The organism is Myxococcus sp. AB036A (genome assembly GCF_006547355.1).
GTDB classification, from domain to species: Bacteria; Myxococcota; Myxococcia; order Myxococcales; family Myxococcaceae; genus Myxococcus; species Myxococcus virescens.
The window spans coordinates 26,867-40,110 of sequence record NZ_VHLC01000085.1; the positions used below are offsets into that span (position 1 = coordinate 26,867).

At 61.5% G+C, this 13,244-nt stretch carries 7 protein-coding genes; 4 read left to right on the plus strand and 3 right to left on the minus strand.

Annotation, left to right across the window (positions count from 1 at the left end; translation table 11 throughout):
- The first annotated feature begins 143 nt into the window (after nt 1–143).
- Nucleotides 144–1,418, plus strand: coding sequence for a hypothetical protein (locus FL344_RS28275; RefSeq protein ID WP_141620719.1), 1,275 nt, complete (start codon nt 144–146; stop codon nt 1,416–1,418).
- Nucleotides 1,419–1,538: 120 nt separating this feature from the next.
- Here the strand turns inward: FL344_RS28275 and FL344_RS39425 are convergent, their stop codons facing one another.
- Entirely contained in the window at nt 1,539–1,781 is a 243-nt protein-coding gene (locus tag FL344_RS39425) for a hypothetical protein (RefSeq protein WP_228565444.1), read from the minus strand.
- A gap of 423 nt (nt 1,782–2,204) precedes the next feature.
- Here FL344_RS39425 and FL344_RS39430 point away from each other — a divergent pair, with 423 nt between their 5' ends.
- The 3 genes from FL344_RS39430 (at nt 2,205) to FL344_RS28290 (ending at nt 9,587) form a co-directional block, all read left to right on the plus strand.
- Complete coding sequence (locus FL344_RS39430; RefSeq protein WP_228565445.1) at nt 2,205–2,585, plus strand: hypothetical protein; 381 nt, start codon at nt 2,205–2,207, stop codon at nt 2,583–2,585.
- A 2,191-nt stretch (nt 2,586–4,776) separates the two neighbouring features.
- Nucleotides 4,777–8,781: an ATP-binding protein gene (locus FL344_RS28285; RefSeq protein WP_141620721.1), complete on the plus strand. Its 4,005-nt coding sequence runs from the start codon at nt 4,777–4,779 to the stop codon at nt 8,779–8,781.
- Entirely contained in the window at nt 8,778–9,587 is an 810-nt protein-coding gene (locus FL344_RS28290; protein WP_141620722.1) for a hypothetical protein, read from the plus strand. Before FL344_RS28285 ends, FL344_RS28290 begins: the two co-directional genes overlap by 4 nt.
- 266 nt (nt 9,588–9,853) lie before the next feature.
- Here the strand turns inward: FL344_RS28290 and FL344_RS28295 are convergent, their stop codons facing one another.
- Nucleotides 9,854–11,188 carry a hypothetical protein gene (locus tag FL344_RS28295; RefSeq protein WP_141620723.1) on the minus strand — a complete coding sequence of 445 codons (1,335 nt, stop codon included), beginning with the start codon at nt 11,186–11,188 and terminating at the stop codon, nt 9,854–9,856.
- A partial coding sequence (locus tag FL344_RS28300; RefSeq protein WP_228565446.1) for a hypothetical protein occupies nt 11,185–13,244 on the minus strand: 2,060 nt, incomplete at its 5' end. The genes FL344_RS28295 and FL344_RS28300, both read right to left, overlap by 4 nt.

Below are 13,244 nucleotides of genomic sequence, written 5' to 3' on the forward strand. Positions count from 1 at the left end.
GCATCGTCAGAGCCAGCCTTTGACACCAACCGGGGGATGGAGACCTTGAGCCTATGATCGTCAATGAAGTCCGAGCGTTGCGCCGATACGACGATGACCTAGCCATGGCGCCCAAGCCGTTCACCATCGCCGACTAGAGCCCCATGCCCGAGGATCCACTAGAGTTCTTTCGGTTGCGCGCATTGGCCAATGCACACCCAATGCGCATCAAGGCTGAACTGGTCAACGAGTCGCTCAGCATCCTATGCGCCAGCTTTGGGACAGAGTGGCTATGCGCCTGTGTCAATAACATAAAAAAAGGTTCAATAGTTCCGGATCGCAAACACCCGCTCGGGAGCTTCCTTCACGTCGCAGGAGAGCCGCAGATCGCAGAAGTGATCGAATTGAGCAGATACCTCTTGGCCTTCTCGAGCTCTCCAGCATTCGAAACGATTGTGCGTACACTGGCGGCTCCATCTCAGTATCAGAGCACCCTTCTTCAACTCGCCGCTGCGTATAGGCTGCGACGCGCACTCAACGTGGACGTGCATCTTGAGCCACCTGCTCAGAATGGCCGTCTTGGCGACATCTCATTCGAGTATGCCTCAAACAAGTACAATGCCGAATGCTACCTACCGCGGCTTGACGACGAAGTTACGCCTGAGTGTGAACTCCTCTTGAAGGATTGCCTGAAGATTTTGAAGGAAGCGGACGTTCCGATATCTGCCGCCATTCAACTATGGTCGATGCCGACTGCGGCTTTACGCAAAGTGATGGTGGGGTTGATACGGGAGCAGGTGAAGAAAATCAACGAGGGTCCGCCGCATGCGGATACATTCAAACAGGTGCTCGCATCCGGGAAGCATGCAGTCATCTCCCTGAGCCAATCATTCGAGATTCCCCTAGGGTCGGCTCCTCGTGTTGTTAGGCATCCGGGGTTTCCGCGGCAGGGCAATGACTACGTCGCAGCCTGTACCGTGGGGCACGCAAGCGAACATGGGCTCCGCGGCATCCAGCGTGCGAACGTCCGCGGTGTAGCACGCGGCATTGTGGCTCTTTGGCTTCCACCTGAAGTGGAGACTGAGGCGCCGCTCAGCAAGGATCTGACGGAGGACATTGAGCAACTCAGCAAGAAGATCGAGAAGAAAGTTGCCCAAACCCGTGGAGGCGAAGGGGTCAGAGGACTGGTGATTGCTCAAACATGGATAGCAACCCAGATGAGCAGGGCAACGAAAGAGCAGTTGAGGGGATTGCGCAGGAGAGTCCTCGACAACCACGCACGCGTTGACGCACTGTTGCTGATGTCAAGACATTGGAACCACGAGTCGCGGCGCCACAAGTACCATATTTTCCCCGTCACGCCCTTGGACCGACGCGAAGCGACTGCTGGCATGCTCGATGAAATGGTTCGCCTAGAGGCTACGACCGCAATCCCATGACTCTTCGGAAGATGGAAACACAGGAGAGTCGGGCTCCCTAATGCACCGCCTACGCGCCCCAATCTGTGCGCTCGTGATGAAGGGAGTGCCAAGCTGCAACGACAGGGCACATCCACTCGGCTACGCCTTTTCGCCCAGCCATTCGACGAATTTGGCAGTGCCAAGCGCCTCGTAGGCGTCCACGGCATCCTTGCCCGTACTGAAGCTCACCCGCACTCGACGGAAATGTTCCGCGGGCAGCCTTGATTCGACTGCGCTCTCCGAGATCTTGAAATCGCGTGCGAGTAACTCTCGCAACTGCGCGCAAACCCAACGCCGTGACGGCCCCTCCCACCAGTAGTTCGGGTCCGGCCACTGCTTCACGTTGGCGACCCCAAGACGAAAGCCACCATAGGTATCTACGACGCAACCTGAATCCCGAATGGGCCTGTACGCAGCGCCGGCCGCAGCACGCGCCTTTTTGAGAAGCAGGCCAGGATCCTTCGTAGCGCGCCCAGTCCATTCACCAAGGAGTTGACGTTCGTGCCGCACCCCCGGTTGCCCTCCCCGCAGTTTTGGAGCGTCGCATTCCACCAACTGTGCCCGCCGATACGCGCCCGTCTCACGCTCGAGGACAAGCTCGACTTCATCTCGCACCCCGTCGGGCCGACACACGTCGACGATACAGTGGGCGAGAATCTCAACTGTGGGGGAGATTCTCACAGGACGCGAGGTTGGTCGTGGGGCGCTCATCCTGGCGCTCCCGGCAGACCGTGACCCCGTCACAGCGTTCCGCGAAGACAGGTCGTGAACCTCCTCCTGTTTCCGAACGCGCTGAGCCTCGGCCTCACGAGCGCGCTGTGCCGCGGCCTCGCGAGCGCGCTGTGCCGCGGCCTCGCGAGCGCGCTGTTCATTCCATTCGCGGGCACGCTGCGCCCGGCGCTGTTCTTCCGCTTCGCGTGCGCGCTGCCTCCGCTCCTCAGCCTGCCTCTTGCAGGCAGCTTCATAGTCCTGCGCCGCCTGGCAGCCCTCGCAAAGCTGCCGGCTCACAGGCAGTACCGCCTGCTTCAACGGCAGGGGCGAGGAGAAGCGCCACGCTGGCGCGGTCTCCGTACCCAGCAGCGCCCAGGCATCCACCTCAACCATCTGCGCCCCAGCCACCGTGAGGGCACCAATCTTCCTCCGTGAGCAAGGGTGAGCAGCCCGGACTTCGAACGAGAGGAGCGGAACGCCGGCGCGCAGTAGGACCACATCCGGCTTCAGGGTGCGTCGAGGGTCCAGCCAGTGCTCAATGCGGATGGCATCGCCCGGTTCGGTGAGCACAGCCTCGTGCGATATGCCTGACGCGCATCGCAGGCACGGCTGCTCCACGACGAGCGCCCCACCCTTCTCGCACAGCTCCTGGAGTTGCGCGCGGAGGTGGAGCTTCGCGGCAAAGTGCAGGCCTCCCTCGCCCTTGGCGCCCCAACAAGGGCGCTGCTTGGCAGTTCCTCGCTGGTGCCGGAAGAAGGAGCGTACCGGGATGCTGCCGACGCGCATGAATGCGGAGACCGGCTCCAAGGGTTGACCGCAGTCCTCGCTCGGGCAGAACGCCGCGCCCTCGGGTTGTCCCTTGAGAGATAGCGCCTCAACCACCTGGATCTGCCCGCCCCCCTTGCGTACGGCAACGGTAAGCATGAACTCCCCCGACCAGTTCAATTGAGCGTCGCGACCATCTCTGGGAACAAGCCCCCCGGAAGCGTCGCACGACTCGCCCACAAGCGCCGCAGGAGCCCCGGGACGAGCTCTGCCCCCAGGAGGGGCTGCGTCACTACGCCTGCTTGCCAGCTCTCCAACTGACCGAGAGCTGCTGAGGTTTATTCATCCTCGGGAGGCCCACGGGCTCCGCCTGGGAGCCAAGTTCGGGCGCGGGCCCTGCCCCCACTCCACACCAAGGTTCGTCATCCGGTGGCTGTAGCGGACGGAGCCAAGCCTCCGGCGGTCAGGCGCGGCTGGCCCAACACCACCCGCGGCGGCCGTTGGCGGCGGACCGGGCCGGCCGCCATGGGCCACTTGGCCACCTGGGCAGAGCCCCGTCCCTGGACCTGCGCGCGCCTCGAAACATGCGATATTCACCTACCTCGACGCGTCGTCCGCGAACCCTTGAGCACCACCGCCCACGCACTCCCTGTGAATCGGGGCCGAGAGGATCAGAACCATGGACGGGAGGTCACCCGCCGTGTAGTTTGCGGACATTCAATCGGCCCCCGATTGAAGGGCTCTCCCGCCCCTTCTTTGAAACCGCTGGATATCACTCGGTTTTTGGCCCTCAGAGAGTTTGAGTCCTCTCAGAGAATCGCCGAGAACGAGTTCGCCTAGGGCTTCATTCGGGGAGCTGAACGAAGGGCCCTACCAACCGGTAGGGCCCTTTTGTTTTACATGGGCCTCGCGATGAAAGTCGCGGGGCCTTCGTGCTTAAGCCCCTGAATCACAAGGGATTTTGGCTCGCGGTGATGAAGAGGGGCCTCTCGGCTCTTCACCCTGCAGAGCGAGATGCCCCCTCTTTTCCGCCGCCAGTTGGGCTCTCTGGAGCGCTCTTTCGCCCATTTTGGGGAGAGAGAGGCCGAGAGTGGTTAACAGTTTTGTTAACCACTAAGGGCAGCCGATTCTGACAATCCAGGGCTTTCGATGTCGCACCTTCCAGGGTTGCTTCGCTTCCCTGTCTCTAGGACGGCCCGGAGCCTTTCGATGACGGATTGGCCCCTCGTGGCTGTTAACCGGGAGAGCGAGATGCGGCAGGAATTTACCGGGTACTCGCGATTTCGTCGCGCGGCGCAGACTCTCCGAGACGACTCTCAGAAGCTCTTGGCCGAGTCCTCGACCAGCACGGCCCCTGCCCTGCCTGTGCTCTTGCCCGCGCCGTAGTGGCTCCGAAGGGGACCTTTTGGGCAAGGAAGACAGTGCGAGGATGCGTCCGCGTTCGCCCGCGCTCTCGCAGCTCCCTCCAGCGCGTTGCCCAGAGTTCCGTCGCGGCCAGATGCACTCGCTCACGACGGTCCCACTGAGACTCAGACGGGGGCGGCCTGCCCCATGAAGAAGCTGCGCGAGTCCGAGCACCAGCCCGGACGCGTCAAAAGCATGGGCTTCTCCAAGTTTTCGATTGACGCATGGACTGCTAACTTCGGTGCTTTTCGTAGCTTAGGGAGGGGAAATTCATGCCTGATGGCCGCCTGCTGAACCTCATCACATTGGGCTACGCCAGCCGGTATGAGTCAGCGGAATAACCAACCTGCCCACTGGACCAAATCAGGCCTATCCTTTCACGTGAGCGCGCTAGCAAACGGGCATCACGGAGACCTGCCTTAGCACCGCGACTGGGTGCTCAAGCACGGAGACAATCATGGCTGAGCGCAAGTGGGGAGCGATTACGAGTGGAGCAACATTCGAAGCCCTCGCGACGACCGTCGTATTCTTCGAGGATCCAAAGGCTTCACTATTCGGACGCCGCGGAAAGGACGGAGGACAGGACGCCCGATCGGGTGACGACCTTTGTGTCTTCCAAGCAAAGCACCATGAGAACGGCTCAGCCGCTTCGGCCATTCGCGACGCGAAGGAGGAAGCGAAGAAGATTAAGATGTACCGGCAGCCTGGCCATAGCCGATACGACCAATGGAAGGGCGTGACACACTGGCGCTTGGTCACGAACGCCGCCTTCAATCCCACGAACAAGCAAGCCTGGGACTCGGAAGTGGTTCCTCTCTTTGCCAAGCAGGGACTCGTCGCTGACTACTGGGAGCGAGAAAACCTTAACGCCCTCCTTGATAAACATCCCGAGATTCACCGCTCCTTCTTCGAGAACGAGACCCGCGCTTTTCTCTCCATTCCGGAAATTAAGGAGCGCCTCCCCCATCAGGAGCCATTCCTTCGTCGCGACGAGTTGGGACCGTTCTGTGGCCGAGAGGCCGAGATAGCGAAGATACGAAACTTCTTGACCTCCCAGCAGCTCTTCTTGGTCGTTCATGGTGCCGGAGGCATGGGTAAGACCCGGCTTCTAGCCGAAGCTGGGGAGACAATCGCGAGCGAGGGGAAATGGCAGGTGCTCTGGGCAAACGTCGCGAGTATGGCCGCCTCGGGCGCATGGTTTGAGGCCATCGTTCCTGAACGGTCCACCCTGCTCCTCGTCGATGAACCGGCAGACGAGTTCCTCCTTCAACAACTCTCCGAGCAACTTGGAGGACGACTCGGACGAGCGGCGAGGTGGAAAGTTGCTGTCGCAGTTCGCTCCCAGAAGGACCCAGTACTCAGGTTCTTGCGAAGCGCCCGAATGAAGGCACGGGTACAAGAACTACCGATCGCAGCGCTCCGCCCAGCCGATGCCGAAGCGATGTGCGCAGAACTCCTCATGTCCGGCCAATTCGGCAAGTTATCGGACGAGGTACGCCGGGATGCAGCACGAGAGCTCAGCAAACGATTCTCGCGGCACCCCGTGTGGTTGACCCTTGCAGTGCAACACCTCGAGGACCACGGCAACCTCAAGGAACTTCCCGCTACCGCCACGGAACTTGCTGAGGAGTACCTGCGCGAGGTCGAGCGAAGCCAGTTTGATGTGTCTCCAGATTCTGTTCGCAACATACTGCGCTGGGTGGCGCTCATCGGCACGGTCAACCGCGAAGACGATGCGACCATCAAGATGATCGCAGAGGGTAGCGGGATTGGCTCAGTTTTAGACGTGCAACAACGATTAGCCTCCCTCTTAGGCCGGCGCGTCCTCATTGAGAGAGGAGCACACAATCGCTTCGTCGAACTGAAGCCTGATGTGCTCCGAGACCATGTGCTTCGCCGGTGGCTATCCGCTGAGATTGGAGGGGAGCACCCCGTCGTTGCATCAGATGAGGCGAAAGCGCTGCTAGAAGTCGTGCGCAACGCGACGGTTTCAGGGTCGCTGAGCGGGCTTGGTCACGCCATCCTCGTCTCTCTTGCTCGGACAGAGTTTCTCCTTCGCCTCTCCGGGTATGACCTACAGCTCCTTGCCGGCCTATTTACCGCGATCGAAGCATCGATTCCTTCGATGACCACCAATCAACGTCTAAACATTGCCGACATCCTCGAAACGGTCGCGCCGTTTCAACCGCGTGCGGCAGCGTCTCTCGTAAAGGCGATGCGCAGGTCACATGCCAACGACGAAACGGTCGAGGGCATTTTCAGCAAAAAGGTCATTGGGCAGAACGATGTTATTCTCTCGCTTGCTTGGCCGTTGCTTCACGGGGCAATGGGCGCGGAGTCGGTCGACGATCGCGAATTTATCCTCCGAGAGCTTTGTGCCCTCACTGAAGCAGAAGCTGAGCTTGAGCATACGCTGCCGCGCGGTCTCCCTAACGATGGGAAGCGTGCAGCTGCATTGGTTACGAGAGTCCTTGAAGGAGGCCCACAATTCTGGGGCGAATACGACGAAGCCGCAAAGACTCTTGGCCTTGAACTACTTGACACACTAACAAAGCACCCACCAACACGCGGACAGTCTGCATTACTCAAAGCACTCATTCAACCAGTACTCGCGCTTGAGCGGAGACAGACATGGAGCGACGAACAAGCCGTTCACATCCAGACTTTTGAGATCGGACCTGGGCACGCAGCATGGGCTATACGGAATAGTCTGTTCGACCGACTAAAGACGACATTGTCTGCAGATGAGACGCCGCTGGAAAGCCGCGTCCAGCTTTGGCACGTATTTGCCGAGGCACATCGCAATATCAGCCAACTCCGCCGCACAGGGAAGAGCGACCATTACTATGCCCTGCTGCTTGACGATCTGACGTGGAGCCTCAGGCTACTGGCGAACCGCCAAGCGCCCCTAAAGGAGCTCTTTTCCGCGCGAGAGATATGGAGCTGGCACTATCGATTCGAGACAGACCCCAAGCTCAAAGAGACAAGCATTCAGCTCGAAAGACTGTACGAAGCAAACGATCTAGCACAGGAGTTTGAGCACCTCCTGAGCAGCGCCGATTGGGATCGAAAAGATTTACACTCCGCCCAGAAGGCGAAGACGCTCGCGTCTGCCATACGACCCGACGAGATCACAAGGTTCGTTGAGCGAGCAGTGTCCTTTCTCGGCGACGAGCACAAGCTCTATAGGCTGATGGGCATTGCTTGGTCGCTGGGTGAGCACGCTGAGTCTCGCGATGTCGTGCGGACTTTCGTCAAGACCTGCCTCCATCAATTAGCAGTATCGCCCCAATCGGACTTCGGTGTCACGACTGCGGTGAGCTGGGTCGCAACAGTACGAAAAGGGCCTCATCCTGAGCGAACTCACGTCCTCGTTAACGAACTCCTGGATGAGTGCGGTAGCGATGACCAGCGTGCGAACCTACTGCAGCGCATCTATGGGCGAGTCCCGAAGCTGCGTGATGTCGGAGAGTTCACGGCCGCCGAGCACGCTCTTCTAAGAGGAGCCCGCCTCCTATTTACGACGACGGGGCGTGACGTGGCGTTCATCGCTGCCATTGCGCTTACTTTGGAACACGACTGGCAGCGACTGAAGCCGCTGCTCGAAGACGTCCTGCGCTCGGTTCCTTCCGAACGACTGCGCCAAGCCATACGCGCCCTCGTGGATTCGATCTACTGGGCTGTACGAGACGACGACCCATCCACGCGTCCAAGTGGCCTCGCAGAGTGGCTGATGGACCAACTCATTGCTCTTCCGAATTTCAACGACCTCAGCGGCGACGGCGAGTGGCATCTCACGGAGATCATTAAGCGTGTCGGATATGTTCGCGTGAACTGGCTGCCCGAAGCGCTCGTGCGTCGGCGTGACCAAGAGGCTTCTCAACCCGACGACCACACAGCGCGGGCGATCGGCTATCACGCACGTCTCAGTAAATACGTCCGTAGGGTAACTGCCGCCGACGTCGAGAACACTGAAGTCAAGAAGGCAGTAAACGACCTACTGACCTTCGTGAACGACAACGGCAGCGTAGGCTATTACTTGCCCAAGATACTAAGAGACATTGACCCTGATGGATTACTCGTCCCATCGGCTGTTGTAGCACAAATCAAAGCTAGCGATCCTGAGTTCGCGCGACGCCTTGCGCGCATCGCAAGTGCGTATGCAGTCAACAGTGCCCCCTGGAGAACGATTGCCGCGGCGACAATTCACGCAAGCATGCCCCTTGGCGAAGAAGCTCTCCATCCAATTTACAATGCACTTAGTGAAAGAGAGCATCGGTCGTGGTCGGCGCCTCTAGGCGAGGTGCCACCAATTTTCGCGGCGGCGCTCGAACAGGCACGCTCTGCCCTCAACTCAGAAGCCGACCACAACCTTCGGCCTTACTGGCAGTACCGCATTTCCATCGCGGAGGCGGAGCTCCGCGAGCAGGAAGAGTACGCGAAAGAAAGGGGCGGCGAATGATCAAGTCACTTGAACAGCGTCTTCGCGATGCGGAGGCGGTGCTTGCTAGGGTCGATGGAGCGACTACCCGCCATGCCGGCAAGCTAGCTCCCGATGTTGAGCAGCAGTTCAAGGCTTTTGCAGCATTCGCCTCGGACATCGAGCATTGGATTGGCATGCTCGCCGCACGGTCGGCGGCGCGCACGCTGCTGGCGGGCCTCGAAGGATATGCCGATGCCAACGATAATGTTCCTCTCGGCTCAGTTCGGGCAAAGTATCAGCATGTTCGTTTGCTAGGTGTGCAAGCCTATCTCGCAACGAAATGGGCATTGGCCGACCGTCTCGTCGGCATGGCCGGGCATGTTCTCTGTGCCCGCAACCAACTGCAAGACCCTAAGAATCTCCCTCAACTCGTGTCGCACTTCATTTCGACGAGGGGACCGGAGTCCAAGACTGCCGCCGTCGCGTTCTATTCACTCCGGCACTCATTCGGTTGGCCCATCGCAGTCTCTTATGCTCTTCGGAACCACTTCGTTCACGACGGAGGCCAGCTCGCAGGACTGGACTTCTTCGACGGGCCTACCGCCGGAGCGGGCTTCAAAATTTCAACGGATGGCTGGGCACGAATCGAGGAGAGGGCGAAGAGCTACGGCGTTAATCCCTCCCACTACCGGGTCGGAGCTGCATGGAAACCATCTGCTGGCGATGACCTGAGGGCGGTCTTAGATGTCTGTGAGAGAGAGATGGATGACGCGCTCGGAGTACTTGTAGGTTCGGCCTGCCATTCGCTCATGGCCCATGTCGGATTCGTGCTTGGAGAGGATTGACCTTCATTTCCCCGACGCCACAGCTCAGTGCCTACCCAGAACTCGACTACGGCATTCCCGGATAAAGGCCACATTCGGTGACGCATCAAGGCAAGGGAGCAAAGCACCTATACGGCAATCACCACGACGAGAACGGCGGCCATACCCAGCACAATCCAGCCGACGCTATCCGACTGGCGCCTGTAACCTCGCCCCAGCGCAGCTCACCTTGGAGGGACTACGCGCCAGCCGACACCGCCTGGCGATTGAGGAGCGAGAGCCTCAAGTCAGGGCCGGTACCGCTCAGCCTCCTTGAAGAACTGGGTGAGCGAGTACTCCAGCAGCGACTCGCGCGACTGCATGTACCGACGCGCGCGGAGGAAGGGCAGCCAGACGCGCTTCCCAACGCGCACCTGGGACTCCTCCATCTTCGCCCGCAGTACCCACGTCCCGCCCAACCGCCGCACCAGCACGTCTCCTAGGTAGACACCTAACGCCGGTATCGTGTGTCCGTCGAGGACCTCACGCGTGTACCGCGTGGGGAAGTTCTCCTTCCAGAAGTGGAAGTCGAGGTCCGTGAGAGACTCCGACGTCTCCTCCATAATGGAGGGCACATCCGTGTGAAGCACAGCCACGAGACCTTCGGACAAGTCTCCGTAGGATTCGAGGACACGCTCCGGATTCGCCACGTCCGAGGGATGGGCGACAGGAAGCCACTCTTCCGGCACAGGAGGCCGGAAGGCGTTGAGCTCGGCAATCTTCCGTTGCCGCTCGCTGATTGCGAACTCGTCCGTCAGCCGAGAGAGGAATGGCGCCACGTCAGGGTGGAAGCGTGGCTCGACGGGTACGAGCGCGGCGCTGCGCTCCCGCAGCGTGCGCAGCACCGTCTCGAAGTCGAGGTCCGGCCGCAGGTGAACATGGGCGCGGGCCTGCGCCACGCGCGCCTCATCGCTGGCGAATTCGGCAGCAGTCGGCCATAGCACCAGGAGGACAGAGCCGTTGGGAAGCTCCTCCACGAGGTACGCTGGCGTCGAGAGCATCCGTTCTCTTCCCACCGATTCGACCAGCTTGGGACCGAAGACGTTGAGCCAGAACAACTCATAGATCTTGTCGAACCCGTCCCGCTTCCATGTCGCATCGTCACGACCGAAGGCGGGAGAATCCGCAAGTTCCAGGTCGGCTAGACTGTGCGCTGCGGCGTACTCCGAGGGGTACCGGGAAGCCCAAGCACGGGCCGCGGCCACAAAGCCGCGACAGGTCTCCACCTTGTCAAAGAAGGAGAGTGGCTGCGCACTGAGGCTAACCCTCAAGGTGGACTGTTCGTCCGCCGGCCCGAGATTAAGCACCAACGACACACTGGGGTTCTCCGAACGGAAAAGCCCGATGATCGTTCCGTACTCATTGCGCCGCTCCTCCAGCGCTCGCCACACAGCCTCTCGGGAGTATTTCCGCTTCCGGCCCGTCTTGACGAGGTTCGGCATCCACCCGTCGGCGCATTCTTCGAGGGCATCAAGGAAGGGCTCCAGTTCGCGCTCCAGCCCATTCCTCGGCTCGTAGGCCCCAGCAAAGGTGAAGCGCAGGCTATCCACCTTGCTCAGGTCACGCAGAGTCAGCACTTTCATTGAAACAGCACCTCCACGCCCTTGACGTTGCTCTGCGTCGCGTCCACCGCGTTGTTCAGCACTACCCGCTTTGGGGGCAGTAGCTCCCCGCCCTCATAGACAAGGCGCACCCGCCGAACATCCGCCTGCTGTCGCATACCGTCCCGAAGAATCTTCAGCGTTCCACCGTAGTACTTCATCGCGTTACTAGCGTCCGTGTTCAACTGCACAGGCAGCGTATCCTCGTCCAGAACAGCGAGATTTCGGCTCTTGAAGCTGAACGTCTCCACCCGAGGTGCTTGGCCCGGCGGGGGGCGCCCTTCAATGACGAGGACGTCGGCGTACCGGAAGTCCACCTTCGACACGCCCACGTGCGTCTCGATGCGCGGCTGTTCGAAGTCGCCGAGCCAGCGCCGCTGCGCGCGGGGCAACGCAGCGTCCGCTTTTAAGATGGCGACCATGGTCCTCTCGAAGGCAATGCCCCGAGCATAGTAGGCGCGCATCCCTTCGTACCCCTCCCACTTCAGGGGGCCCTTGACGGCGTCTCCGTTCTGAATCTCCTTCAGCCGCCTCTTGCGGTAGGCGACGTACTCCTGCCAGAGCTGCGCCCCCTTCTCGACTCCCGGCGGCGGCTCCTCCAGCTTCGGGGCCATCTGCTTCAGCAGCTTCGCGTCCTTCGGGAGACGGGGCCCCGAGGCCTCCATCTCTGCCTGGAACAGCTTGGCCCTCGCGGACTCCTTTGCGCCCACCTTGGCGTCCTGCGCGAAAAGTTCCAGGTTGACGTACCGCTGCCCGCTTGCGCCCCGTGAAGCCGCGGGCTGCGCGGACTCGCGACTCGCGCCCCCTCTCGTCGCTGCAGCCCCGGAGGACTCGCGGCTGGCCGCCTGCGCCTCCGCAGCGGACACCTCGGCGTGCTGCTCGAAGAGGTCCAGGTTGACGGGCCGTTTCCCTGCCGAGCCCCTTGTTGCCACGGGCAGGGCGGACTCTCGGCTGGCCGTCTCCATCAGCACGGCCTGCGCCTTCGCGGGGTTTCCGCGGGCCTCGTACAGCGCCAGCAGTCCCGCCTCCCCCCATTCGGCGGCCAGCAGGGCACCCTCGCGGCTCGCCTGGAGGTAGCGCAGCAAGTCGCGCGCGGCGTTGATGCCGAGTTGCTCCTCCAGGCGCGCCATCAGCGCCTTCATGCCGTCCACGTCGAGCGCCGGCATCTGGAGCCGCCGCAGCCCTCCGCGCGACTCCACCAGGGCACGAGCGCCCTTGCCCCCGCCGTACACCGCCACCGCCAGCGCGGCCGGCGCCAACTCGCGCGTGGCCTGCTCGTACTTGCCCTGCGCCAGCGAGTACGCCCCGTGCCCCGTCCCTACCGCCAGGTGGTAGAAGCCCACCGGCACACCGAAGGTCAGGTGGTCGAAGGCTCCCGCCGAGAGGCTTCCCGGCGAGTAGTGCCTCTCCATCAGGGCCTTCTCCACCTCGTCGATGGCAGCTTGGTAGGGCGACGGCAGTTGCCCACGCATGGCCATGAGCTCCGTGTACCGGGCCTCGCCGCTCACCAAGGTGCTGGAGAGCATGTCCCGGCCCGCGCGCCCCAACCCGCGCAGCACGTCGCCGGCCTTCTCACCCCGCTCCGGGATGCCTTCCAGCTCCAGGCCCCGCCGCTTCAGCTCCTCGCGGACAGCGGCCATGGCGCCCAGCGTGTCCCCCAACTGCTTGTCGCGAGCCAGTCGCTGCACCACCTCACGCAACTCGTCGTCGAATGCCGAATGCAGAACGAAGAGGGCGAACACCTCGGCATACGGCACGCCGTACTTCTCCACGGACGTGACGATGAAGTCCGCGCGCTGGCGACTGAGGGCTTCCAAGGCGTCGTCGTCCATCGGCCCCAGGGCGCCCAGGCGGACAGCGTCCCAGGGATAGAGGGACTGCACCACCGAGCCCATGTCCCCCACCCCGCGCTGCATGGCCACGAACTCCGCGGGCGAGGCACACGCCAGGAAGGGCGCCAGCACGTCCCGGCTGTAGGCCAGGCGGGGCCAGCCCGAGGGCAAGGCCTTGCCGCCACATACGAAGGCCCCGCCCTCCC

Bases quoted from the DNA above. Each gene is read 5' to 3' on its own strand.
- FL344_RS28275 (WP_141620719.1), top strand. From the start codon at position 144: ATGCCCGAGGATCCACTAGAGTTCTTTCGGTTGCGCGCATTGGCCAAT.
- FL344_RS28285 (WP_141620721.1), top strand. From the start codon at position 4,777: ATGGCTGAGCGCAAGTGGGGAGCGATTACGAGTGGAGCAACATTCGAA.
- FL344_RS28290 (WP_141620722.1), top strand. From the start codon at position 8,778: ATGATCAAGTCACTTGAACAGCGTCTTCGCGATGCGGAGGCGGTGCTT.
- FL344_RS28295 (WP_141620723.1), bottom strand. From the start codon at position 11,188: ATGAAAGTGCTGACTCTGCGTGACCTGAGCAAGGTGGATAGCCTGCGC.